The organism is Flavobacterium aquatile LMG 4008 = ATCC 11947, from assembly GCF_000757385.1.
GTDB classification, from domain to species: Bacteria; Bacteroidota; Bacteroidia; order Flavobacteriales; family Flavobacteriaceae; genus Flavobacterium; species Flavobacterium aquatile.
On sequence record NZ_JRHH01000001.1, the window covers coordinates 561,228 to 587,385 of the forward strand.

General features: G+C 31.5%; 22 protein-coding genes and 1 riboswitch. Of the genes, 10 read left to right on the forward strand and 12 right to left on the reverse strand.

Annotation, left to right across the window (positions count from 1 at the left end):
• Positions 1-43 precede the first annotated feature (43 nt).
• Both LG45_RS02495 and LG45_RS02500 read right to left on the reverse strand, forming a co-directional pair.
• Complete coding sequence (locus LG45_RS02495; protein WP_035124070.1) at positions 44-1,162, reverse strand: hypothetical protein; 1,119 nt, start codon at positions 1,160-1,162, stop codon at positions 44-46.
• Positions 1,162-2,133: a transporter gene (locus tag LG45_RS02500; protein ID WP_035124072.1), complete on the reverse strand. Its 972-nt coding sequence runs from the start codon at positions 2,131-2,133 to the stop codon at positions 1,162-1,164. The genes LG45_RS02495 and LG45_RS02500 overlap by 1 nt, the downstream gene beginning before the upstream one ends.
• Before the next feature lie 124 nt (positions 2,134-2,257).
• Between LG45_RS02500 and LG45_RS02505 the strand changes: the two genes are divergently transcribed.
• Genes LG45_RS02505 through LG45_RS02520 form a run of 4 tightly spaced genes read left to right on the forward strand, consistent with a single transcriptional unit; the run spans position 2,258 to position 7,838 of the window.
• Positions 2,258-2,527 (forward strand): DUF4834 family protein, encoded by a 270-nt coding sequence (locus LG45_RS02505; protein ID WP_035124074.1) that lies wholly within the window; start codon positions 2,258-2,260, stop codon positions 2,525-2,527.
• A 52-nt stretch (positions 2,528-2,579) separates the two neighbouring features.
• The gene (locus tag LG45_RS02510; RefSeq protein WP_035124076.1) at positions 2,580-5,075 is read left to right on the forward strand and encodes a YfhO family protein; all 2,496 of its coding nucleotides are present in this window, start codon (positions 2,580-2,582) and stop codon (positions 5,073-5,075) included.
• A gap of 13 nt (positions 5,076-5,088) precedes the next feature.
• Positions 5,089-6,384, forward strand: a complete 1,296-nt coding sequence (locus tag LG45_RS02515) for a glycosyltransferase family 4 protein (protein WP_035124078.1) — start codon at positions 5,089-5,091, stop codon at positions 6,382-6,384.
• Positions 6,375-7,838 (forward strand): lipopolysaccharide biosynthesis protein, encoded by a 1,464-nt coding sequence (locus tag LG45_RS02520; protein ID WP_035124080.1) that lies wholly within the window; start codon positions 6,375-6,377, stop codon positions 7,836-7,838. The genes LG45_RS02515 and LG45_RS02520 overlap by 10 nt, the downstream gene beginning before the upstream one ends.
• 92 nt (positions 7,839-7,930) lie before the next feature.
• On the opposite strand, the gene LG45_RS02525 is transcribed toward LG45_RS02520, so the two are convergent.
• The 5 genes from LG45_RS02525 to LG45_RS02545 form a co-directional block, all read right to left on the reverse strand.
• On the reverse strand, positions 7,931-9,964 hold the full coding sequence (locus LG45_RS02525; protein ID WP_081932018.1) for an FG-GAP-like repeat-containing protein: 2,034 nt from the start codon (positions 9,962-9,964) through the stop codon (positions 7,931-7,933).
• Between the two features lie 29 nt (positions 9,965-9,993).
• Positions 9,994-11,127, reverse strand: coding sequence for a hypothetical protein (locus tag LG45_RS02530; RefSeq protein ID WP_035124082.1), 1,134 nt, complete (start codon positions 11,125-11,127; stop codon positions 9,994-9,996).
• A 107-nt stretch (positions 11,128-11,234) separates the two neighbouring features.
• Positions 11,235-11,783: an acyl-CoA thioesterase gene (locus LG45_RS02535; RefSeq protein ID WP_035124085.1), complete on the reverse strand. Its 549-nt coding sequence runs from the start codon at positions 11,781-11,783 to the stop codon at positions 11,235-11,237.
• Entirely contained in the window at positions 11,784-12,152 is a 369-nt protein-coding gene (locus LG45_RS02540) for a hypothetical protein (RefSeq protein WP_035124088.1), read from the reverse strand.
• 13 nt (positions 12,153-12,165) lie between these two features.
• The gene (locus tag LG45_RS02545; RefSeq protein WP_035124090.1) at positions 12,166-13,587 is read right to left on the reverse strand and encodes a DNA recombination protein RmuC; all 1,422 of its coding nucleotides are present in this window, start codon (positions 13,585-13,587) and stop codon (positions 12,166-12,168) included.
• Positions 13,588-13,675: 88 nt separating this feature from the next.
• Here LG45_RS02545 and LG45_RS02550 point away from each other — a divergent pair, with 88 nt between their 5' ends.
• From LG45_RS02550 to LG45_RS02565, 4 genes are all read left to right on the forward strand, one after another.
• On the forward strand, positions 13,676-14,260 hold the full coding sequence (locus tag LG45_RS02550) for a pseudouridine synthase (protein WP_035124092.1): 585 nt from the start codon (positions 13,676-13,678) through the stop codon (positions 14,258-14,260).
• Between the two features lie 33 nt (positions 14,261-14,293).
• Complete coding sequence (locus LG45_RS02555) at positions 14,294-14,746, forward strand: tRNA (cytidine(34)-2'-O)-methyltransferase (protein ID WP_035124094.1); 453 nt, start codon at positions 14,294-14,296, stop codon at positions 14,744-14,746.
• Between the two features lie 2 nt (positions 14,747-14,748).
• Positions 14,749-15,567, forward strand: coding sequence for a hypothetical protein (locus LG45_RS02560; RefSeq protein WP_035124096.1), 819 nt, complete (start codon positions 14,749-14,751; stop codon positions 15,565-15,567).
• A gap of 89 nt (positions 15,568-15,656) precedes the next feature.
• Positions 15,657-17,267 (forward strand): class I SAM-dependent methyltransferase, encoded by a 1,611-nt coding sequence (locus LG45_RS02565; RefSeq protein ID WP_035124098.1) that lies wholly within the window; start codon positions 15,657-15,659, stop codon positions 17,265-17,267.
• Here LG45_RS02565 and LG45_RS02570 read toward each other — a convergent pair.
• From LG45_RS02570 to LG45_RS02585, 4 genes are all read right to left on the reverse strand, one after another.
• Positions 17,264-18,052, reverse strand: coding sequence for an ABC transporter ATP-binding protein (locus LG45_RS02570; protein WP_035124100.1), 789 nt, complete (start codon positions 18,050-18,052; stop codon positions 17,264-17,266). The genes LG45_RS02565 and LG45_RS02570 overlap by 4 nt on opposite strands.
• Before the next feature lie 10 nt (positions 18,053-18,062).
• Entirely contained in the window at positions 18,063-19,088 is a 1,026-nt protein-coding gene (locus tag LG45_RS02575; RefSeq protein ID WP_035124102.1) for an iron ABC transporter permease, read from the reverse strand.
• A gap of 92 nt (positions 19,089-19,180) precedes the next feature.
• The gene (locus LG45_RS02580) at positions 19,181-20,317 is read right to left on the reverse strand and encodes an ABC transporter substrate-binding protein (protein WP_035124284.1); all 1,137 of its coding nucleotides are present in this window, start codon (positions 20,315-20,317) and stop codon (positions 19,181-19,183) included.
• A gap of 225 nt (positions 20,318-20,542) precedes the next feature.
• A complete protein-coding gene (locus tag LG45_RS02585; protein WP_035124104.1) occupies positions 20,543-21,391 on the reverse strand; it encodes a T9SS type A sorting domain-containing protein in 849 nt (282 codons plus the stop codon).
• Positions 21,392-21,470: 79 nt separating this feature from the next.
• A riboswitch (cobalamin riboswitch) is annotated at positions 21,471-21,671 on the forward strand.
• A gap of 30 nt (positions 21,672-21,701) precedes the next feature.
• On the opposite strand from LG45_RS02585, the gene LG45_RS02590 reads away from it, so the two are divergent.
• Positions 21,702-23,531, forward strand: coding sequence for a TonB-dependent receptor plug domain-containing protein (locus LG45_RS02590; RefSeq protein ID WP_035124106.1), 1,830 nt, complete (start codon positions 21,702-21,704; stop codon positions 23,529-23,531).
• 4 nt (positions 23,532-23,535) lie between these two features.
• The gene (locus tag LG45_RS02595) at positions 23,536-24,609 is read left to right on the forward strand and encodes a YncE family protein (RefSeq protein ID WP_035124108.1); all 1,074 of its coding nucleotides are present in this window, start codon (positions 23,536-23,538) and stop codon (positions 24,607-24,609) included.
• Between the two features lie 54 nt (positions 24,610-24,663).
• Here LG45_RS02595 and LG45_RS02600 read toward each other — a convergent pair whose 3' ends face one another.
• The gene (locus LG45_RS02600) at positions 24,664-26,088 is read right to left on the reverse strand and encodes a S41 family peptidase (protein ID WP_035124109.1); all 1,425 of its coding nucleotides are present in this window, start codon (positions 26,086-26,088) and stop codon (positions 24,664-24,666) included.
• Positions 26,089-26,158: the final 70 nt, after the last annotated feature.

The following is a 26,158-nucleotide window of genomic DNA, read 5'->3' on the forward strand; positions in this document are numbered from 1 at the left end:
AAATAAAAAAATCCATTCATTAATTTTGAATGGATTTTCTTTTTTATAATTCTTTTCTATAAGTTTTTCGTCTTCTAAAAATTACTGGATCAAAATGTTTCCATAATTGATGGATGGCAATATTATCGGCTAATTCTGGTGTTCTAATACACTCTTTAATACCTTTTTCGGTAAATGTTTTATAATATTCCTCAAATATTATTGCTGTAACACCTTTACTTTGGTATTCTGGAGCAACACCAATTAGGTAAAATAAAACTTCTTTACTTTCTTTTTTTGCTTTAAGCAAATGATAAAATCCAAATGGAAATAATTTACCTTTTGCTTTTTGCAAAGCTCTAGAAAAACTAGGCATTACAATGCTAAACGCAATCATATTATCGTCTTTATCCATCACAAATTTTATGTATTCGGGATTGATAAAACTGATGTATTTTTTCTTAAAATATTCTTTTTGAACATCATTAATTGCTACAAATGACGATAAATTTGCATAGGATGAATTGAATAAATCAAACATTTTATCCACATAAGGCATAATGTCTTTATTGTTAGAAAAATTCAATTCTTTAAGTTGATAACGCTTTTTTATCAACGGAACAATTTTTTCAAAAGCCTCAGGTTTTACATTTGCGAACGGAAATTTATTTTCGAGATATTCCTTCTCTTGGCTATAACCCAATTCCTCCAAATGTTCTTTATAATAGGGGTAATTATACCAAGTTATCATAGAGCCTAAATCTTCATAACCTTCAGTTAGAACACCAACTTTATCAAGATTTGAAAATCCCATTGGACCTTCAACATACTCTAAATTATTTTTTTTACCCAATTCATACACTTTTTCTAATAATGCTTGAGTAACATCAACATCATCAATAACATCCCACCAACCAAATCGAACTTTCTTTTTTTGTTGATTGTTTACTTCATCCCAATTGATAATTGCAGCAATTCTTCCAACGATGTTACTGTCTTTATATGCCAAATAAAAGTAAGCTTCGGCATTGGAAAAAGCTGGATTTTTGGTTTTATCAAAAGTTTCCAACTCATCTTGAATCAATGGTGGAACCCAATATGGATGATTTTTATATAATGCAAAAGGAAATTTTATATAGTCTTTTAGTAATGCTTTTGTATTGGCTTCTCTAATTGTAATCATTATGGTTTTGTTAATTCTACTTCGTCTAAACGCTTTTTTGTTTTTTCTTTTTCCTTGTCTTTTTTGCTCTTCTTTTTAGAACTTTTATCTTTTGGAGCTTTAAGAACTACGTCTTCGTATTTTCCGGTGTAACGCCATGAAACACCAACTCCACAATAAAAAATAGAAGGTGTATCCTTGAAATTTTTACTTATAGAAGCATCAAGTTGTAAATTATCAGAAAGTAAATAGGCAGCACCAGTTCTAAAAATCAAATCAGCATAATAATCACTTTGTATTCCTTTATTTTCAATAAATCCAGACCATTGTTCATTAAATCCTTTGGTTAAAGTAATCACGTATTCCATTGTTTGATAGTCGGTTGATATTCTGTCGGCAAAAATATTGGTAACAAAAACATATCCGCCAGCAAATTGATTTTGTGTCACCAACATCACTTTTGGGCTAACAACACTTAAATTGTCAGTGTCTGGTAAAAACGGATTGTCACTAAAATTTAAATTGGCTCCAGCATAAACAGCAACTGCAGGAATTAGTGAATTCCATTTAAATTTATGATTGGCTTTCCAGCTGTAAATGTTTACTTTTTCTTTTCTGTTTTTATAAGGATCATAAACTAAATATTTTGCACCAAGCGTTGCCGACTTCACTCCAGATCTTCCTTTAGAACCTAAATCTGTTTGATACGTGTCATTTTGATAATTTATTTCTAGTAATGCTTCTAGTTCTTCTTTAAAAAAACCATATCTAGTTACAAAATCCAATCCCAAACCATTTGCTTTGTAATCTAATAAAGTATGTTTTTCATTTAAATAATTAATTCCCGATTCTAGCTGAACTACTGTTTTTCCTACTGCAAAAGCCGAAAAAGATTCGCCTGGACGATTGGAGTTAATTACATCGGTATGTTGTGCATAATTGTTTTCTAAGCAAAACAAAGCGATTATGATAGTTAAAAATTTTAATTTCATCTTTAATTTGGTTTTAAGATTTCAAAAATAAGAAATTTAAAGGTACAATATTTATTATTTATTTAAGAGCAACTCCTAATTTTGAACGGACTAATTTAGTATTTTTGACAAAAATTATAATACAATGCAAGAAGCAAGCTTTCAAGGTCTAGTAAAAATGTTATTATGGGGATTCGTAATTTACTACATAATCAAGTTTTTAGCTCGATTATTTCTACCTGTTTTAGCAAAAAAAATGGTTGATAAAGCACAACAGCAATTTCAACAACAATATCAAAATCAACAGAATAATCAACACCAAAATACTGCTAAACCTAATCCAAATTTAAAATCTGATAAACCTCGTGAAAAGAACAAAGTAGGCGAGTATATTGATTATGAAGAGATTGATTAGTACTTGAAATTCACATTTCAATAGAACATTATTTAACACTTATTAAAACGTAATGAAGCAAATTCAAAAGTTATATCCTCATTTTTTAGCCCTAATTGGTTTTATAGTAATTTCATTAATCTATTTTTATCCAGTACTTTCAGGAAAAAAAATATACCAATCGGATATTGTGCAATACACCGGAATGGCCAAAGAACAAAATGATTTTAGAGCTGTTGAAAATGCCGAACCATTTTGGACAAATGCAGCTTTTGGAGGAATGCCAACCTATCAATTAGGTGCCAATTATCCGCATGATTACATAGGGGATTTAGATGATGCTTTACGTTTTTTACCTCGTCCAGCAGATTATTTATTTCTTTATTTCTTTGGTTTTTATGCACTTTTATTGGTGTTGAAAATTGATCCGTTAAAAGCTTTTTTCGGAGCTTTAGCTTTTGGATTATCTACCTATTTAATTGTTATTCTGGGCGTTGGACACAATGCAAAAGCACATGCCATTGCCTATATGCCATTGGTTATTGCTGGAGTTATTTTGGTTTTCAAAAAGCGATACATCGTCGGCGGATTGTTAACTATGGTTGCGACAGCTTTAGAAATTAATGCGAATCACTTTCAAATGACGTATTATTTGTTGTTTTTACTGTTAATAATCGGAATTTACTATTGCTACAAATTATTTAAAGACAAAGAGTTAAAAGAATTACCGAAAATTATTGGCGTATTTGCAGTTGCAGTGATTCTTGCAATTGGTGTAAATGCGACCAATTTATTAGCGACAAAAGAGTACGCCGATTTTAGTATTCGTGGTAAAACCGAGCTTACTTTCAATCCAGATGGAACAAAAAATAATGCTACAGCTTCAATGTCTCGAGAATACATCACTGAGTATAGTTATGGTATTGCAGAAAGTTTTAATCTAATTGCTCCTCGACTTTTTGGTGGCGGAAATAGCGAAAAATTAAACGAAGATTCTAGCGTTTACAATTTCATGTTACAATATGGAGCATCGCCAGAAGAAGCCAAACAATTTACAGAAAGTTACGGAATGACCTATTGGGGCGACCAACCAATCGTTGCAGCGCCAGCTTACATTGGTGCGATAGTTTTCTTTCTTTGCGTTTTAGGATTGTATCATGATAAAAGAAAAATTAAATATGCTTTCCTTGCTGGAGCTATTTTTTCACTGATTTTATCTTGGGGAAAAAACTTCTCATTGGTAACCGATTTCTTTATTGATTACGTTCCGATGTATGATAAATTTAGAGCGGTTTCATCTATTCAAGTATTGCTAGAATTGTGTATTCCAGTTATTGCGATACTAGGATTTCATTCGTTTTTTACAACCGATAAAGAAAAGCAGTGGTCAAGTTTATGGAAAGCTGGAGCTACAACTTTAGGATTACTAATCGTATTATTTTTCTTTAGAGGAACTTTCGATTTTGCAGGTTCAATGGACGGACAATTGTTGCAAATGTTCAGTCAAGGTGAAGATAAGTCTTTCGGAGTTAATTTCTTAGATGCTTTAAAAGAAGATAGAAAAGCTTTGTACGCAGCCGATTTATTGCGCTCAGGTTTCTTTATTGCAATTGCATTTTTGGTTTTATGGTTGTACACTAAAAACAAGCTAGCACAATATACAGCTGTTGTTTTGGTAGGGATTCTTATGGTTTCTGATTTGTTTTTTGTGGATAAAAATTACGTTAGTAAAAAGGATTTCGTAAGTGCAAGAGAAGTAAACGAACCATTTCAACCAACTCCAGCCGATCTACAAATTCTTAATGATAAATCAAATTATAGAGTTTATGAATTGCAAGGAAGATTACAAGGACGAAATTCGTATTTTCATAAATCCGTTGGTGGATATAGTGCCGTTAGACCAAGAAGATTTGAACAATTATTTGAATATCAAATTGATAAAAAACTTACCGATTTGGGTAAAATGATCGATCCACAAACGATGACGTTAACTAAAAGTGTCTCATTATTGGATGCCTTGAATGTGAAATATTTAATTGTTCCAACAGAAAGCGGTGATGTTTCAATTGTCAATCCGTTTATTAATGGAAATGCTTGGTTTGTTTCTGATTTGAAAGTAGTAAAATCTGCCGATGATGAAATGAAAGCTTTGGATAATTTGGATACTAAAAAAGAAGCAGTAACTCAAGTTGAAGCAAATTCGAAATTTGGAATACCAAGAAAATATGTAACCGATTCTACAGCTACAATTAAGTTAACAGAATATTTGCCAAATCATTTGACTTATGTTTCTAATAACAAAAATGAAGGCTTAGCGGTTTTCTCAGAAATGTATTATAAAAACGGATGGAATGCCTACATCGACGGAAAATTGACAAGTCATTTTAGAGCAGATTATGTTTTGAGAGCAATGACAATTCCAGCAGGAAATCACAAAATTGAATTTAAATTTGAGCCACAAGTTGTAAAAACAGGAAGCACCATTGCATTAATCAGTACTATTGGAATGCTGTTGTTATTGGTTGGCGGCATTTATTTTGAGAGAAAGAAAACTACCAAAATAGAGTAAATAATATATAATTTTGAAACAAAAAAAACTACTAATTATCACTTACTATTGGCCTCCAGCTGGCGGACCAGGAGTGCAACGTTGGTTAAAGTTTGTAAAATATTTACCCGATTTTGATATTCAACCGATTGTTTATATTCCCGAAAATCCTACTTATCCAATTATTGATAAACAATTGATTGAGGAAGTTTCTGATAAAGCAATTATTCTTAAAAACAAAATTTTCGAACCGTACCAATTAGCTGGTTTTTTTTCGAAAAACAAAACTAAAAAAATCAGTTCTGGAATAATTCCTAACAAAAAAAAACAATCCATTTTAGAACGTTTTTTACTTTGGATTCGTGGTAATATTTTTATTCCCGATGCTCGTTTCTTGTGGATAAAACCATCGGTTAAATATTTGAAAAAATACATTCAAGAGAACGACATTGATACCATTGTAACTTCGGGTCCGCCGCACAGTTTACACTTAATTGGATTAAAATTAAAAGAAGATTTAAACGTAAAATGGTTTGCCGATTTTCGTGATCCCTGGACTACAATAGGATATCATAAAGAGTTAAAATTATCATTGTATGCTAGTAAAATTCACAAAGAATTAGAAAGCAAAGTATTGAATTCTGCCGATACAATTATTGTTACAAGTAAAACTACCAAAATCGAATTTGAAGCTTTAACATCTAAACCAATTGAAGTAATTACCAATGGTTATGATGTTGAAAAAGTTGATAAAAAACCTTTAGATTCTAAATTTAGTTTGGCGCATATTGGTTCGTTTTTGTCGGAAAGAAATCCGGAAATTTTATGGCAATGTTTGTCAGAATTAATTGCAGAAATTCCGAGTTTTAAGAATGATTTGGAGCTGAAATTAATTGGAGCTGTAAGTCAAGAAGTGTTAAAAACGATTTCTAAATATGAATTGGATTTGTACCTTAATAATCTCGGATATGTTTCGCACAAAGAAGCGGTTTCTCATCAACGAACTTCACAGATTTTATTATTAATCGAAATTGATTCTGAAAATACCAAAAGCATTTTACCCGGAAAATTATTTGAATACATGGTTTCCGAGCGACCGATAATTGCTATTGGACCAAAAGATTCTGATTTTGCTGAAATTATAAAATCTACTAACACCGGCGTCTTCTTTACTTATGATGAAAAGGAAGCTTTAAAGTCAGTAATTACAGCACATTATAATTTATTTTTAAAGCAGAAATTGAAGGTTTTCCCTGTTGGATTGCAACAATATTCTAGAAAATACTTAACGGAAAATTTAGCCAAACTTATAACTTCTTCATGGGAATAGTAATCAACCAATCTATTAAAAACCTTGTTATTACCTATGTGGGTTTTGCGATTGGCGCGGCAAATACTTTGTTTATGTATCCGCATTTTTTGGGAGAAGATTTTTATGGATTAACAGGTTATATTTTATCTTCGGCTAATGTTATTTTTCCGCTTCTGGCGTTTGGAGTTCATAATACTTTGTTTAAATTTTTCTCAGAATACAAATCTGATAAAGAGAAAAGTCAGTTTTTAACATTTGTTTTATTTCTTCCTTTTTTGGCAATTATACCTATATTTTTAGTTGGAATAATTGGTTACAATCCGATTGCAACTTTTTTAGCAAGAAAAAATTCGATAGTTTATGATTACGTATGGCAAATTCCAATTATAGGATTGTGTATGGGTTATTTCGAGATTTTCTATGCTTGGGTAAAAGTGCATTTTAAATCGGTTTTTGGAAATTTTATTAAAGAAATTGGATTACGAGTTTTGATTTCTATTTTGCTTTTTGCGGTTTATTTTAAATTCATTACCGTTGCACAATTTATTACCGCGACAATGTATGCTTATTTGGTTAGTACTTTAATTATGTTGTTCTATGCCAACAAGGTGCAGAAAATAAATTTTAATTTTAAATTGCCCAATAATTATAAGCAAGTACTTATTTATTCTAGTTTTATAATATTATCTGGAAGTGTTGCCAACATGCTTTTAGACCTTGATAAAACTATGTTGAATCAATATTTAAAAATAGGAAACATTGCTTATTATTCGGTTGCCATTTTTATTGCTACGGTAATCGCGGTTCCAAGTAGAGCTATGCATCAAATTACGTATCCTATTACAGCAAAGCTAATGACCGAAGGAAAGTATGATGAATTAAATGATTTGTACAAAAAAACTTCTATTACTTTACAGATTATTGGAGGTTTGGTTTTGGTTGGAATTTTGGTAAATATCAATCAGTTGTATTTGTTGTTGCCAAAGAATTATAGTGGAGGAGTTTTTGTTGTTTTTATCATTGGTTTATCTAAATATTTTGATTTGATTTTGGGTAATAATAATGCTATCATTTTTAATTCGAAATATTATAAAGCGGTTCTTTTTCTTGGGTTATTGCTTGCCTTTTTGGCTGTAACTTTAAATATGATTTTTATTCCTATGTATGGTATTGATGGTGCGGCAATTGCTACATTGATTTCCATAACTTTGTATAGTATTGCTAAGTTGCTTTTTGTAGTTATAAAGATGAAATTATTTCCGTTTACAAGTAAAACATTGATTTCATTTGCAATACTAATTTCACTTTTTTGTGCATTTTATTTTTGGGAGTTTTCGTTCCATCCAGTAATCAATATCATTCTTAAATCTACTATAGTAACAATCATTTATGTATTTGTAAATTATAAATTGAAACTTTCCTCCGATTTTAATGCTGTTGTGAATTCTATATATAAAATGGTAAAGTTGTAGGAGAGTTTAGAGTTTAAAAGGATAAATACTTAAAAAAAAACAGCATCAAAATCATAAAGTTTTTGATGCTGTTTTTTAAATTTAATATTTTTTTATTCTTTAATGAATTTTTGACTGTAGGCTTTTCCGTTATCGTCTTTCATTAAAAGAATATAATTTCCAATTGTTAATGAGGAAACATTTATTGAGTCGTTAGTTAAATTTGATTCTAAAACCATTCTACCAGTTAAATCATATATTTGAGCTGATTTCATAGAAATTCCGTCTACAATTTTAATATTTAGAATGTCTTTTGCTGGAACAGGATATATACTAAATCCGTTTGTAGCAAATTCACCTACTGCCAATGTTGAGCCTTCAACTACATTTACTACTGAATTGATTGTTGGATTATCGATAGTATCCACAATTCCTGATGGCCATTTGATAATAATTTGAGTAATCGCTGTTGCAGTTCCAATTCCGAAATGAGCATTCAATGAACTCATGTATTTAAATCCTTCACCACTGCGGATATCTCTAATTTGTTTTCCCCAAGCGCCATAGATTTCAATTCGTGCTCCAATTCCGTTTTTATTACTTTGAATTCCGTCTAAAGTTACCTTAACCCAGTTATTTCCGTTTGGAATTGCGTATTTTATTGTTGTTCCATTTTGAATATCAAGGAATCCATCATTATTTAAATCGCCAACCGCACCAACAGAAATCCCAGGATAATTTATAGGTGCAAACACATTATTTCCTTGATTAAACATTATTTTCCCTCCTGCACCAAGAACATCTACACGGCCATCATTGTCAAAATCATAAGCAATGTTGTCAATATTTGTTGATGTATTAGTATCCCAACCAGAACCCGCTGTAATATTTGTGTAAGCTTCTTCAACACTATTTGACGTATTCAATTCGTTTCTAAAAAATCTATGTGTTCCAGCACTTGCGGTAATAATTATGTCCATATCACCATCATTGTCGAAATCGGCAATTGCAGACGACCAAGTTTGAATTGGAGTGACGTTTACTTGAGCTGTAGCAGAAATATTTGTGTAAACACCATTGCCATCATTTCTAATAAGTTCACAAGGTGGACCAGAACATTTTGAAATAAAAACGTCTGAATCGCCATCATTGTCGAAATCTGTAAAGAGAGTAGCATAATTTCCACCGGATGCGCCTAAATTCATCGCTCCAGGTGTAACACTAGTTTGATAATAAGTTAAGTTTGCTGCGTTGTCATTTAAGTAATAAACGTTTGGTGCAATATCGTGGCATGAAAAAATGTCTAAATTTCCATCATCATTTAAATCTGCAAAATTGGTTCTCTGGCAAAAAATATATTGTCCTGGAGTTATTCCAGTGTAAGCAGTTCCGGTATTATTAGATCTTAAAATTGATAATCCGCTTCCGCTACCTAAAACAATATCGTTATATCCGTCTTTGTTATAATCTCCAGCAGCTAAACTCCAAGTTGGTAAGTAAGTAACACCAGTAAGAGGGAAATTAGTTATTGAAAATGTTCCTGGTGTTGCAGTTTGATAATGTACTTTTAAGTTGTTATTATTCACACCTACAATATCATCTTTATGGTCACCATCCATATCAACAACACAGATATTATAATCACTATTTATAGTTGAAATGGATTGAGTTGTATAGTTAATTGGTGAAGATGGAGTAGGTGTTTGAGAATTTTCAATTATTTGAAAAGTAAAACCATTAGAAGTCCATCTATTGTCCCATCCAATATAATATGTTGTTCCAGCTGTAACATTAAATGTTGCAATAGACGAATAATTTGCTCCGGAATCATCATCTCCAGAATAACAAGTTAGTGTATTACAAGTTCCTGTGTAAACGTGTAATCTTGTGTCAACTCTTGGAGTATTTGCAGTTATATCTGTTGTGATAGTTACTGTTGTGTTAATTGTTGGAGTGTAAGTATACCATTTTCCAAAAGTAGCTCCGCCACCATTCTCTGCCGCACAAAGAGGCGCCGGAATTTGAGTTCCATTTATAGAAACAACAACTGTGTTTCCAGCTGTAACTGGAACGGCAGTTGCACAAGTACTTTGTGACCACGAAATAAATCCTGTCATGAAAAGTATTAAAAGTAGTAGTTTTTTCATTGTTTATAGTTTGGTTGTTTTTAGTTGATTTACGGACATGGTTGTAATGAATTTATCCAGTCTTTTATTAAATTTATTCCTTCAGTATGAATTATTGTTCTTCCATGAAGAGGCATTCTTATTGCTTCATTTTCAGTATTTAATCTATGGTACATCATCGACCTGTTGATGTTAGCTGGACTCACAATTTTACTTAAAGAAGGACTAAAATCTTGCATATCTTGAGTGTTTACACATACACCCATGTTGGTTAAATTATTTGCTGTTTCACTAAAAGCGTATCGCATTGGTCTATAATCACAATGTCTTTCGTTTTGATGACAATGTGCGCAGTTTATATCTACATAAGATCTTGCTCTTAATTCTACCGATTTAGAAGCATCATTATAATTTACAGTAGTATTTTCTGCAGTAGGTAAACTAAAATTGTTATTCAAATATCCTTGCTCAATCCATTTAGTTAATTGATTTTTGGTTACACCATTATAGTTGTAATTGAAATTCAAATTTTGAGGTTTGATACCTATTGGAATGTGCTTTATAACTTCGGAACCATTTACCATTTCTTCACTTTTGTGACAGATTATGCACTGCACCTCATTGGGAATTCTATAGTTTGTAGATTTTGGAATACCATCTTCTAACCACGAGATTTCAGTAAAACTACCATCTAAGTCAAGAAAAGCTTCTGTTTGTTCAGCATTCCAAACGTACTCAGCAAATATCCATCCTGATGTTTTTCTTATCATTATACGCGTTTCAATTATTCTTGTTGCTCCAACTGGAGTGACATTTTGAACATTGTCGTAATAAAATGTTTTTATTAAAACAGAACCTACAGGTAAGTCTAATACATTTCCATCACCATTGTAACTTGCTTTAGTACCAATTGGCATCCACACAAATCTTTTTTTATGGGCGTAGTCTGTAAATAATGATGATGCAGGTTCATAAGGAAGCACGTTTAATGCTGGCGTTTGATTTTTCATGTCGCCTTCAAAAAACTTATAATCTGATAATTTGGGGTAGGGAACCTGAGTTAGATCTACAACTACAGGTGAAACTGGAATATATTGCTCTTCATCATCATTATCTGTACAAGAAAAAATTAATAATGATAGCGATATAACAAGCGAGAATAGGAGAATGTAATTTTTTTTCATGATTTTTTTGTTCGTTTCAAAAATAAGAAAAAAAATGTAATTTCCTAATATTAATTAGATTGTGACAATATATTTTGAGTAATTATTGTTATTTATTCGTAAAAATCTTAATTTAATTCGACTTTAACATTGTGTTCTTTTAATGCTAATAGTGCTTCGTCCGACTTATAATCGAAGGCTTCTTCATACTTATCAAATTCTTTTTTAGTGGCAATTTGCTTTAAGCAATTATAAAATCGCCTTACTTCATCCTGATTTTTAATTATCAATCCGGGAACTTTTGTGTTTTTTCCGTTTTCATCTTTGGCAACCATAGTAAAATAAGACGAATTGCAGTGTTTTACTTTGCCAGTTTGAATGTTCTCAGCTTCCACTCTAATGCCAACAATCATGGAACTATTTCCAACATAATTGACACTTGCTTTTAATGTAACTAATTCTCCAACTTCAATTGGAGCCAAAAAATTTACCGTGTCAACTGATGCAGTTACGCAATAATTCCCCGAATATTTACTAGCACATGCAAATGCAATTTGATCTAATAAAGAGAGCAAATAACCACCGTGAATTTTTCCACTAAAATTAGTATACGACGGAAGCATCAATTGTGAGATTGTTACACGTGAAGAATTTACAGTTTTAAATTTACCTTCCATTTATTTTACTTTAAATGGTGAATCTTCTTTTACAACTTCTTGAATATAGTAGTTTGTTTCGCCCCACCAAGGAAAAGTTCTGTAACGTTCAACATAAGTTACTTTTACATATTCGCCTTGTAAATCTTTCATTTGCTGAATTACTTCTTCTTCGTTATCCATAACTGAAAACTTAAAGATTTGAGCACCAGAAATTCCTTGACTCAATTCGCCTTCCCAAGTTTTAAAAACATACCCTTTTTTACTAAATTTTATCAATTCACCCGAACGATTTCCTTCGCTATAAGTAGCAAAATATACAAATGAAAAATAAGCGGTAAATACTACAACTGTGGCAAGTATAAAATACATAATGGCTTTTCGTAACATAATTTTTTCTTTTTTAATTTGAATTATTTTCAGATTCGGTTAATGAATTATCGAATGCATTGGCTCTGTTTACAATATTTTCTGGTAAAGATTTTTTAGCTTTAGCACCCATTTTTTTCAATTTTTCAACGCTTGTAATTAGGTTTCCTTTTCCGTCTACAAGTTTATTCATAGCGCCTTGATATTCTACTTTGGCCTCGTCCATTTTCTTTCCAATTTTTATTAAATCAGATACAAAACCTTCGAATTTATCATATAAAGCTCCAGCTTGTCGTGCAATTTCTAATGCATTTTCTTGTTGTTTTTGATTCGTCCACATACTATCAATTGTACGCAACGTTGCCAATAGAGTAGAAGGTGTAACGATTACAATATTTTTTTCAAATGCTTTGTTGTATAAACTCGTGTCTTCGTTTAATGCTAAAGCAAATGCCGATTCGATTGGAATAAAAAGCAATACAAAATCAGGACTTTCCATTTGATACAAATCGTGGTAATTTTTGCTTCCCAATTGTTCAACATGACGGTTTATAGAAACGACGTGTTCTTTTAAAAATTGTGATTTTAAATTGTCATCTTCTTCATTTATATAGCGCTCATAAGCAGTTAAAGTTACTTTAGAATCGACAATCATTTTCTTTCCGTCTGGCAAGTTGATGATTACGTCAGGAAAAACACGATTTCCGTCTTCGGTAACAAAACTTTGCTGTACAAAATATTCTCTGTCTTTTTCTAATCCCGATTTTTCTAAAACACGTTCCAAGATCAATTCACCCCAATTTCCTTGCATTTTGCTGTCTCCTTTTAATGCTTTGGTTAAATTTAAGGTTTCCTTACTCATTTGCTCATTCATTTCGCGCAAGCCCAATATTTGCTGGCGTAGAGCTGCATGATAATCAATACTTTCTTTGTGAGTATCTTCAACTTTCTTTTCAAATAGCTGAATTTTATCTTGCAGTGGCGAAAGAATATTTTTTAAATTCTCCTTGTTTTGCTCAGTGAATTTTGTGGTTTTTTCGTCTAATATTTTGTTAGCCAAATTTTCAAATTCTTTAGTGAATTTCTCTTGCAATTGCTCCACTTCTTGCTTTTGCTCTTTGTTGCGTTCCCAAAGGTTTTCAAAATCGGTTTCTTTTTTAGACAATTGAATGGCTAAGGCATCTTTTTCTGAACGAATAGTTTCTTTTTCGAAATTGGTCGCTGCGAGTTGTTTTTCAAAATCTAATTTGTCCAGTTGAATTTGTTTTTCAAATTGATTTCTTTCGATTTGGAATTGCTCTTTTTGCTGATTAATTTGGGAGAATAAACCATTGATTTTTTCTTCTAATGATGCTTTTTCCGATTTAGAATTGGCTGAAAATAATAATTTACCAAGAAAAATTCCAATGGCTAAGGCGATAATAAAAACTACTAAAAATGGTAAAACAGAATTCATAAAAATAAAAGTATAAGAATGTAAATGTACTAAAAAATGTAATAGTTGTTTACCAGATTAAATAGTATTTTTGCCACAAATAGATTTCATGTCGCAACACCATCACTTTATAATTTTTAAACCTTACGGTTATTTATCGCAGTTTATTTACGAACTAAAACGTCCTAAAAAGTTGCTCGGAGAATTATACAATTTTCCCGAAAATACTATGGCAATTGGTCGATTAGACGAAGATTCAGAAGGTTTACTTTTGCTTACAACCGACGGAATGATGAGCGAAATTGTTCGTAGTAAAAAAGTAGAAAAAGAATATTACGTTCAAGTGGATGGACTTGTAACTCAAGAAGCTATTGAAGAATTAAAAAGCGGCGTTTTAATTGGTTTTAACGGAAAGAAGTATTTAACCAAAAAATGCGAAGCTCGAATTTTACAAGAAGTTCCAAACTTCCCAGATCGTGCAAAGAAGATTCGTGATGAACGTCATGGACCAACTTCGTGGTTATCCATAACAATCAATGAAGGCAAATTTCGACAAGTTCGAAAAATGACGTCAGCTGTTGGATTTCCTACGTTACGATTGGTAAGAATTCGCGTTGGAAACATCCATTTAAATGAATTAAAACCTGGAGAAGTTCTCGAAGTTGGAGATTTTTCAAATATTAGTAATTCTTAAATCAAAAATCAAAATTCTTAAATCGTTAATCCCATGTTAAACATAGTTTTAGTAGAACCAGAAATCCCAAACAATACAGGAAACATAGGTCGTTTGTGCGTTGGAACCGAAAGTCGTTTGCACTTAATTCATCCGTTTGGATTTGTAATTAATGATAAAAACTTGAAACGTTCTGGGCTTGATTATTGGGTATATCTTGACGTTACCGAATATCAAAATGTTGCCGAATGGATGACTCAAATTCCAGATAAATCAAGAGTTTTCTTGATGAGTTCGCATGCTACAAAATCTATTTATGAAAATGAGTTTCAAGATGGCGATTGGCTGGTTTTTGGAAAAGAAAGCGTAGGTTTAAGTCAAGAAGTATTATCCCTTTTCGAAAATCATTTAACGATTCCAATGTCGAAATTAATTCGTAGTTTTAACATTGCCAATTCTGTTGCTTTTGTAGTTGGAGAAGCTAAAAGACAGATTAATTTAAAGTAGTTATGAGAGAAAATGTTACCGTTCAGCAAGCATTAAATAAAGGAAAAATAAAGTTAATTTATATTCCACTACTTCTTATGTTGTTATCATTTGGTGTCGGATTTTATCTAAATTCAGTTGAACTATATAGTGGTTGGGCAATCGGGATTTCGGGTATTGTTGGTTTTTTACTAAGTTGGTTGGCATGGAGTTATTTTGTTGTTGAATGGAAAGTTTGGGCATTTGAAAATGTAAGAAACGTACATGAACTAAAAAGAAAAGCCATTGAACAAAGGTTGATCTGGAATGATGATAGTTGGTTTAACAAAACTGAAATAGTTTGTTATGAGCAAAAGCAAAAACTCAAACATTTAGAAAAAAAATTCTTAGAAAAGGATGTTTATCATGACGATATTAGCGTTCCGAAAGAAACAGCTATTTACTTTTCAAAAACTACTATGGTTATTGAATTTATAATTGGAGTATTTATGATTGGTTCTGGTCTTTTTTTTTATTGGACTGATTCTTCTGGATTTTATTGGATGATTTTACCTCTAATTGGAATTTATAGTTTTTATTCGTGCTTCAAAAAATATTTGGATAAATCGCCACAAATTATTATTAATAATGAAGGAATTAAATTAAAAAATTCAAGTTTAACAGCATGGAATCAGGTTTACAACGATAGAGTTTTCAATGAATCTCATGGTAAACATTCTACAAATTATCTTTCTTATAATAGTGAGAAAATTTCTATTGATAACTTAGATATTAAATTTGATAAACTCGAAAACCTTCTTCAGGTGTACCGAGTTCGGTTCGAAAAAAGTAATCCGTCATAATTAAATATGTTTTTGTTAACGATTCTAACCTTTAAGTTCCAAAAAAAAATCCTTATATTTGAAAGACTAGAATTTCTAAATTTCAAAATATGATGGATAAAAACCAACTTCGAAGCACCATTTTTAAACACCTTGACGGATTGGCAACCGCGCCAGTTGCAGTAGCATTATCTAAAAAAGGAATTCTAGATTTTATTCTTCAAAATCAAGAAGTTACTCTTGAAAGATTGGTTTTGCAATTTCGTTGCAATGAAGGTTATCTAAATGTTGGTCTCCGGGTTTTGTGCTCTCAAGGTTTTTTAGATTATCATGTAAATAATGAAACTCAAGAAATAAAATTCGCGGTAAATAGTAAATCTAAAACCGCTTTTTCATTGTTTTATTTGTACGATGAAGTTGTCGATTTGTTGCATTTTTCAAGTCAGTTTCATCCGCGTCTATTTGAAGAAGAACCTTTTAATCGTCTGAATTTAATTTTCGAAAAATATAAAAATAACTACGGAATTACTTTTTCTGATGATTTAGAAATTGCAGCAATTCAATACCAAATCATTAAACATGTTGAAGGTTATTTGGTTGGACCTACATTGGTTCGATTAGGAATGAACGGAATGTTTCACAAATATTTTATGGAAAGTTCTTTCCGCGCCGAAGAATACCATAAATCACCAGAATTATTTACTAAAATTCTAGATTTCTTTGTGTTTTTAGGTTGGTTTAATGAAAAAAACGGCAACTATCAGTTCACAGAAGAGGGTTTATTTTTCGCCAAACGTGCTTCGGCTTATGGAGTTACGGTTTCCTATTTACCAACATTTGCTAAAATTGAAGAATTAATGTTTGGAAATCCAGCAATTTTACGATTACTAGATAATGGTGCAGACGAAATTCACGTAGATAGAGAAATGAATGTTTGGGGAAGTGGTGGTGCGCACGATACCTATTTTAAAGTAGTTGACGAAATTTTAATTGAATTATTTAACCTGCCAATTGAGCAACAACCCAAAGGAATTTTAGATATGGGTTGCGGTAACGGTGCTTTTTTACAACACATTTTCGAGGTTATCGACAGGCAAACTTTACGCGGAAAAATGCTCGACGATTATCCGTTATTTTTAGTTGGTGCCGATTATAATCAAGCGGCTTTAAAAGTGACGCGTGCCAATTTAATAAAAGCTGATATTTGGGCAAAAGTTATTTTTGGCGATATCGGAAGACCCGATTTGTTGAGTAGCGACTTGATGGAAAATTATAATATCGATTTGAAAGATTTATTAAATGTGCGTACTTTTTTAGATCATAATCGAATTTGGGAAACTCCAAAAAATGAAACTCCTAATAGAATAAGTACTTCAACTGGAGCTTTTGCGCATCGTGGCGTTAGAATTAGCAATAATTTGGTAGAACAAAATTTACTAGAACATTTACAAAAGTGGTCGCCTTATGTTTCAAAATTCGGATTGTTATTAATTGAATTGCATACTATTTCACCAACTTTAACATCGTCAAATATTGGAAAATCTGCTGCAACAGCTTACGATGCAACACACGGTTTTTCAGATCAATATATAGTTGAAATTGCCGTTTTTAATAAAATTGCTGCTGAAGCCGGATTGTTTCCAGATGAAAAAATATTCAAACGTTTTCCAGATGCCGATTATGCAACTGTGAGTATTAACTTATTGAAAGGGAAAAATTAATTTGTAACAATGAACTTTCCTTTTTCAGGATCAAAATAAATGTTTTCATTTTTGAATAGTGTATCAAAAACGCCTTTTGAAATCAAGTTGCACGGTTCATCTTGTTCAAATGTGGTTTCGGTCATGACAATCATTTCATCAGATAATTGAATTGCCAAATCGATATCATGTGTCGAAAATAAAATACATTTATTAGTTTCTTTGGATAGTTTTTTCAGCAGTTTAAAAACCGAAACTTTGTGTAATAAATCCAAATGAGTTGTTGGTTCATCCAGTATAATTAAAGGCGTATCTTGTGCCAAAGCTCTTGCAATTAGTACTTTTTGAAGTTGTCCGTCGCTTATTTCGTAATGTTTTTTATCTGATAAATGATCGATTTGAGTCAGTTCAATGGCGCTGTTTATTTTCTCTAAATCGTCGTTAGATAATTTTCCAATCCAATTGGTGTAAGGTTGTCTTCCTAAAGCGATTAACTCGAAAATTGTCAAATTACTTGAAGGCAATCTTTCGGTTAAAACCACACTTAAATTTTGTGCCAATGCAACCGAATCAAAAGTTTGAATGTCTTTGTTATTCAAAAAAACAGTTCCAGAAAGTGGTTTCTGAATTCCAGTTAAAGTTCTTAAAAGTGTCGATTTTCCAATTCCGTTGGCACCAACTAAACTGATAAGTTTGCCTTCAGATAAATTGATGTTTAAGTTTTTGGCGATGGTATTTTCGGCATTTTTAGTTTTGTAACCAATGCTTAAATTTGAAGTTGTAAGAATGTTTTTTTTGTCTTCCATTTGTATCAAATTAAATCATTCTTTTTTTACTAAGCAACAACCAAATCACAACTGGCGCACCAACAATTGATGTTATCGCATTTATTGGAAGCGTAAAATCCATTCCTGGCATTTGTGAAACCATGTCACAAAATAACATGATTATGGCTCCAATTAATATCGTTCCAAAAAATAATATTTTATGATTGCTAGTCTGAAAAAGTAGTTTTGCCAAATGCGGAACTGCCAATCCAACAAAAGCAATTGGTCCTGCAAAAGCAGTAATACTTCCTGCTAAAATACTGGTTGCGAATATGATAATCAATCTTGATTTTTTAATATTCAAACCTAAACTACGAGCGTAATTTTCTCCTAAAAGCAAAGCATCTAACGATTTAATAGAAAACAAACTCAATATTAGTACGATTAAAACAGCATTTGATAAGAAAATAATATTGTTCCAAGATAGATTTCCGATACTTCCTAAACTCCAAAAAGTAAATTTTTGTAATTGTTCTGCCGTACTAAAATAGGTTAAAACCGATACGATTGCGCCAGCAAAACTGCTAAACATCAATCCGACAATTAGTACCGACATAGTGTCTCGTAATTTGTTAGAAACCAATAAAACCAATAGTAAAACGAATAAACTTCCTAAGCAAGATGCTATAATTATTCCGAAAGACGAAAGTAACATTTCAGAGAGAAAATTTGGTAAAACTCCTGCTCCTAAAATCACAAAAGCAACTCCTAAACTCGAACCCGAACTCAAACCCAAAACATAAGGTCCGGCAAGTGGATTTCTAAATAAGGTTTGCATCAATAATCCAGAAATTGATAATCCGATGCCAACTAAAATGGCAGTAATTGCTTTTGGTAATCTAAAATTGATGATGATGTATTCCCAAGTTTCTTTGCTTGCATTTGAACCCAACAAACTTTTAAAAACTTCTTTTAACGGAATCGCAACTTGTCCAAACGAAATATTCAATAGCAATGATACCACTAATAAAAGTAGTAAGAATGTGAATAGAAAAGTATTTCGGTTTTGGAACATTTATATGTTTATATGTCAATCTGAACTTGTTTCAGATTCTAAAATTTAATTGTAAGATGCTGAAATAAATTCAGCAGGACAAAGATTGTGTTTTATTTCAACTTCTCAAAAAAGAATGGTTCATAACCAACAAGTAATTCTGGGTGCAAAATTTTAACCAAATCTTTCAATACTAAATCAGGACGATTCGGAGCCAATTCATAATACAAAACGCCACCAGTTTTCCCTTTTTTTCTTGTAAATGAATATACATTTTTATTTTGAAACGCCATGAATTGTTCATAATGCGGATTAGCATCAGTCATTTGTTTTAACGAAGAGAATTGCCCAGATGTGATCCAGAAATCGGCCTCTTTTGCTTTTTCTAAAACCGTTTCAAAAGATAATGATAAACTTCCTGTTCCATTGGTTTCTTTCCATAAGTAATCGCCTTGAGCATGAACTAAAAGTTGCGAACCCCAACTTGTACCTTTTGGTAAATACCATTTATCTTCGAACATATCTCCTGCTAAAATTGTAGGTTTTGAAGTTGCCATTTTAGCAATTTCAATTGTTTTTAAAAAGTCTTTTTCAATTTTATCGAAGATTTCGTTTGCTTCTTTTTGTTTGCCATATAATGCCCCAAAAAATTTAATCCATTCGGCTTTTCCTAGAGGAGTTTCTTCGTTCCAATCGCCGTTTAGCATCACTTTTAAACCGCTTTTTTGCAAATTATCTAATGTTGGATTGTTGTTGTCAAGTCCGTATCCAATAATAACTTCAGGTTGTAAATCGATTAAAACTTCGGTATTTAACGATTGATTTCCGCCAAGTTCCTTTATCTTTTTAGCATCAATTAAAGTTCGAACTTTATCCGAAGAAATGTAATCTAAATTTGGAAAACCAACTAAAGAATTTTCTTCTTTCAGCATTTCTAAAGATGGAATGTGTGTAGTAGAAGTAACGACAATATTTTTAATAGGAACATTAATTTTTAGTAATGAATTTAAGCTATCAGGAACAATTCCATCCTTTTCTATTAAAAGATATTGATACGTTTTAGAAGCTTTTGGCCACGGATTTTTTACAGTGATAATTGTATAACCTTCATAGTTTTCAATAGAAAAACCTTTGGCATATTTAACTGTGTTTTCAGAAGAAATTTCGTTGGTAATTTTGGTTTCTTGTTTGCATTTTACAAAAAGAAAAAATAGGGTTAACGATAAACAGATTTGTAAATTACGAAGCATTCTTTTTTTTGGCAAAAGTAAAATAATGTTTTTACAAATTTGTCATTGTGTTACATTTGATACAAAATCAGATCTTAATTGGTTGTAAATTTGATAAAAGAAAAATCATGAGAGATAATTCTAACACTTTTATGTATGTCGTTGCAGGTATTATTCTGCTTCACTTTATTGTAGGATTCATTTGGCTAATAATTAAATTGTCCAAAAAGAAAGATAATAAATAAATTATTGCTTCACCAATTTATAATTTGCATTTTGACCATTTTCAAACGTAACAGCTAAAACATAAATTCCTTGATGCAAATGCGAAGATAAAATATCAAGTTTTTCTTTGGAAGTTGTATTAATCAGTTGTTTTCCTGTGGCATCAAATAGCAAGTAGTTTGAAATTAATTCTTCTGTTTGAATATTGAAATTGTTTGTAAATGGATTCGGAGAAATAATTGTTTTAGTATTTTCAAATGGTGTATTGGAAAGCGCAATTCCTCCAACAATATTTTGTGTAGATTGAACAACGGTTGTATAAGTATCAAGCGCGGTTTTAAGAAGATTTTTATCGCAGTTACAAACTACGTCGTAATATTTTAAAAGATCATTACCAATTGATGCCGAAGGATAAGTTTGTGAATAATAAAATACATTATGATTTTGAAAAATAGCGTTCAAACCCGCATCATTGGTAGTTATTATTCCACTACTTTCACCTATTGGCGAACCGAGATTAATATTCGATAATTTCAGTTGTACTGCATCAGTATAGGAGCAATCATCTGATATTCTTGCAAATTGAATAACACTTGAATAATTTGTCAAGTCAGTAATTAATGCTGGAGAATAGGTGCCTGCAATTCTTACTGTTCTTTGAGAGTAGCCTGGATACGGATGAATTATATACACTTCATAATTTTGTACTCCATAATTACTTAAAATTGTATTTAAACCTGCATCATTTGATTGTGTGGAGCTTACAGGTAATCCAATGGTAGCATTTACTAACCTTATGTCCATCATTGGCGGACAAGACTGACCAAAACTAAAATTGAAAAACAATAAAAGTAGTACTACTTTTTTCATAAAGAGTTGTTTAACGGTTGCGTAAAGTTACTAATTTTTTTTAATTGCTATTAATTTGCCAAATGAGTTTTAAAATCTATCTTTGCATCCGAAATAAGGTTGTGATTTAGAATCATTAAAATCACATTAAAAGGGAATTTGGATAAAAACCAAAGCTGTACCCGCAACTGTAAGCTATCAAGCTTGTTGTTAACTACAAAACCATTGTTCCGATACATCGGAATGAGAAGGTAAACAACAAGACGCAAGCCAGGAGACCTGCCTTTTTTATAACAAATATCGAATCTTCGGGAAAAAAGATTCTGAAATTATGACTTTAAGAAAGCAGTTTTTATTTGCAGTTTTGTTTCTGTGCCAAGCTATTTGTGCGCAACAAGATTCTATTACCATTTTAGACGATGTTTTAATTTCAGATCTTCAGCTTAAAAAATTCTCCAATTCGCAGTCGGTTGTAAAACTTCCAGATTCAATACTTTCTAAAAATCGAACTTCGTTAACCACTTTATTAAACTACAATTCAGTAATTTATTTTAAAGAAAACGGACTCGGAATGGTTTCGTCAGCGTCATTTAGAGGAACAACTGCGCAACAAACTGCGGTTATTTGGAACGGAATAAACATCAATTCACAACTTAACGGTCAAACTGATTTCAATACTATTTCTGCCAAAGATTTTAATTCGATTTCGATTCGTGCTGGTGGCGGAAGTACTGTTTATGGAAGTAGTGCGATTGGTGGAAGTATTCATTTGAACAACGATTTAAGCTTTAGAAATAAATTTGATAATACAATTCAAAGTAACTATGGTAGTTTCAATACGCTTGGTGTAAATTATAAAATGCAATTGGCATCTGCTAAATTTAGTTCGCAAATTAGCATTTCTAGAAATTCTTCCGATAACGATTATGACTATTTAGATTCTGATAAAAAAAACGAAAATGGACAATTTTATAACACCAGTTTCAATGTGAATTTGGGTTATAAATTGGATTCTAAAAATATTTTGAAATTGTATAGTTATTTATTTGATGGTGAGCGCCATTTTTCGGGAACACTTGCTGCGCCTTCTAAAAGTAAGTACAACGACTTGAATATCAGAAATTTATTAGAATGGATTGGAAGCTATAATCAATTTACATCAAAGGTAAAAGTAGCTTTTTTATCTGAAAAATATAAATATTTCGAAAATGCTGCGACTTCAATTTTTAGTGATGCCAAAGCCGAAACTTTTACTGCAAAATATGATTTATTGTATAAAGTAAATTCAAAATTAGAGTTGAATTCGGTTGTAGATTTTACTCAAACCAAAGGTTTTGGAAGTGATATTGGCGAAAATAAAAGACAAATTGGTTCTGGAATTTTATTGCTGAAACACAGACTTTTCACTAAATTTTTATACGAAATAACGGTTCGAAAAGAAATAACCGATAATTATAAAAGTCCGGTTTTGTTTTCTGTTGGAACCAATTTTTCGGCATTTTCATTTTATAATTTAAAGATAAACGCTTCAAGAAATTACAGAATTCCAACGTTTAACGATTTGTATTATCAAGGAAGTGGTAACTTGAATTTAAAACCAGAAAGTTCGTATCAAGTTGAAATCGGACAAGAATTTAAATTTAAAAACACCACTTTTTCACTTACCAATTATTACATAAAAATTCAGGATTTGTTACGTTGGTCACCAAGTTCAGGAGGCAATTGGACGCCTAATAATGTTGCGAAAGTTACAACTTATGGCGCCGAAATTCTATTGAATTACAACAAAAAAATAGGTAAAAATCAATTTGATTTTACTACAACTTATGCCTACACAATATCTGAAGATGAACAAAAAAAGAAGCAATTAATTTATGTACCGTATCATAAATTCACAGCTGCTTTGGCGTATTCATTTAATAAATTGTCGGCGCATTATCAGTATTTATACAATGGTGAAGTTTTTACTTCTTCGGATAATTTTTACACACTCGACGATTATTTGGTTTCTAATTTTGGAATCGATTATCAATTTGGAAAAAAGAAATTCTTGCAACTTGGATTTGATGTACTCAATGTTTTTAATGAAAACTATCAAAGTGTTAGCACACGACCAATGCCAGGAAGAAATTACACAATAAATCTAACCTTTAATTTTTAATAGAATGAAATTCAGTAAATTAGTATTTGTAGCTTTAGTAAGCTCGATTTTTTTAACATCTTGTAGCGACGATGATGACAATAATGAAACACCTTTGGGTAGTTATGATAATGGCGTTTTAATTTTAAATCAAGGTGGTTTTGGAAACGGAAATGCAACAATTTCTTATATATCTGAAGATTTTGTGACTCATCAAAACGATATTTTTTCGATTGTAAATCCAACTATTACGCTTGGTGATACGGCTCAAGATATTGGTTTATATCAAGATTTGGCTTTTGTAGTTTTAAATTATTCAAATAAAATTGAAGTTGTAAATCGTTACACAATGACGCATGTTGCTACAATTTCTACAGGATTAAGTAACCCAAGATATATTGCTTTTTCAAACGGAAAAGGATTTGTAACCAATTGGGGTGATGGCGGAAGTACTTCGGACGATTTTGTTGCTGTTTTAAATCTTTCGACTTATGCAGTTTCAAGTACAATTTCAGTTGCTGAAGGTCCAGAACGTATTGTTGAAGAAAATAATAAATTGTATGTTGCTCACGCTGGTGGATATGGTTACGGAAATACAATTTCTGTAATTAATGGTTCTACAAATACACTTTCAACTACTATAAATGTTGGAGATGTGCCAAATTCATTAGAAGTAGAAAATGGTTCTTTGTATGTAATTTGTGGAGGAAATCCGAGTTATGCTCCTACAGAAACAGCTGGAAGTTTGGTGAAAATTAATTTGTCAAATAATTCAGTTTCAAATACGATAAGTTTTCCAGCAGCAACACATCCATCGAATTTGGCAATTGAAGATGATAAAGTTTTTTATACTATTGACGATGCTATTTTCTCAAAAGGGTTAAATGAAACGACTTTGCCAACAACTCCATTATTTACAACAACTGCCCAAGGAGTTTATGGTGTTTATAGTTTTGCAGTAGAAAATGATAAAATTTATGTAGGTGATGCAGCCGATTACAGTTCTAATGGAAAAGTATATATCTATTCTTCAACTGGAACTTTAGAACACCAATATACTGTTGGAGTAATTCCAGCGGGTTTTTACTTTAACAACTAGTTAATTAAGAATTTTAAAAAAGCCCAAAACTATAAATTAGATTTGGGCATTTTTTTATTTTATTTCCGAATACATTTCGCTTCGTAAAGGTTCTAATTCTTTGGAATCGGAAAGGTATTCGAATTGTTTTACCTTATTTTGGTTCGACTTTCGATTGCCATTGGATATTAAATCTAAAGTATAACTAATCATTGGTTCGTTTGAATTTCCAATTTCTCCCATGTTTCCATAATCTTCTAAAAAAGGAAAATCAGCTAACAATCCTGTTTGATAATCGCCAAAGCCGTCTGCGTTAATTACCTTTAAAACAATGGGTTGCATGGCATATTTGTGGGTTTTCCGTGCGCTCGATTTTTTGAAATTTGGTGCGTCATATAAAGTTACTGAACCCACATTTTTACCTGTAGTTCTATCGCCAATTTGGACTACATCTATATAAGGTTTCAATCCGTTGATTACCAATTCACTTGCTGATGCGGTACTTCTTGAAGTTAAAATGTAGACTTTTGTCAAATTTAGTCTGTTGATAGCAGTTCCATTTCCGATGGAGTTCGTGAAATTATTAACGAATTGTCCTGGATTATTATCTTGCCAATAATTTTCTAATTTTTCATTCCATTGTTCTTTTGCAAATAGTTGTCCCGAAAATTGTCCGGTAATCATGCTTGCTAAACGCGTTGCTGTTGCAATCGATCCACCAGAATTATAGCGTAAATCGAGAATTAAATCGGTTACATTTTCAGTTTTAAAATTTGCGAAAGCGGCGTTCAATTGATTTTCATAACCAGTAAAAAATCCGTTGTACATTATATAGCCAATTTTTTTGTCGCTTTGTGTAAATACATTGGTTGCATATACAGGATTTTCAGCAAGAGCCGTTTTGGTTAATGTCACCGATTGTCCGTTTGGAGTAATGTTTCCGTTATCATAATCGGCTAAATTTAAAGTATAAGTTGTAGCCGAAAGCAACGATTGGAAATTGCTAGCAGTTAACGGCGTTCCGTTTACCGCATAGAATAAATCACCACGCTGAATGTCTTTTGCGGAAGCATCAGAATTTGGTAAAATATATCGAACCCATCCGAAAATATCAGTCGAACTTCCAGATTTGTATCTTAAACCATAATCAACTCCATTGTTTAATGTGTTTCCTGTTAGAATTCCTTCCAAAACGGAGTAATTACTATAAATAACAGAAAATCTATCGATTGATGAATCAACTCTTAAATGATTGAACAAATTTACAGGATTAGAATAATCTGAATTGGATAGAAAAGTATTCAATTCATCTTGATTTGCAAATCGATCATCTGATAAATCAGAAACATCTTCTTGCCACAGATAATATAAATTTAAACCTTTCCAAACGAAATTATTTATTTCTAAATCTTCTGGAACCGATAAATCATCTTGCTTTTCACAACTTAAAGTAACGATTACCAATAGGAAAATTGGAAGAATAAAAAATATTTTTTTCATTGAAAATGAGTCTTTTACATAGCTAACATCAAATATATTAAAAAATATTTAGTTATCTTGTAACAAAAAT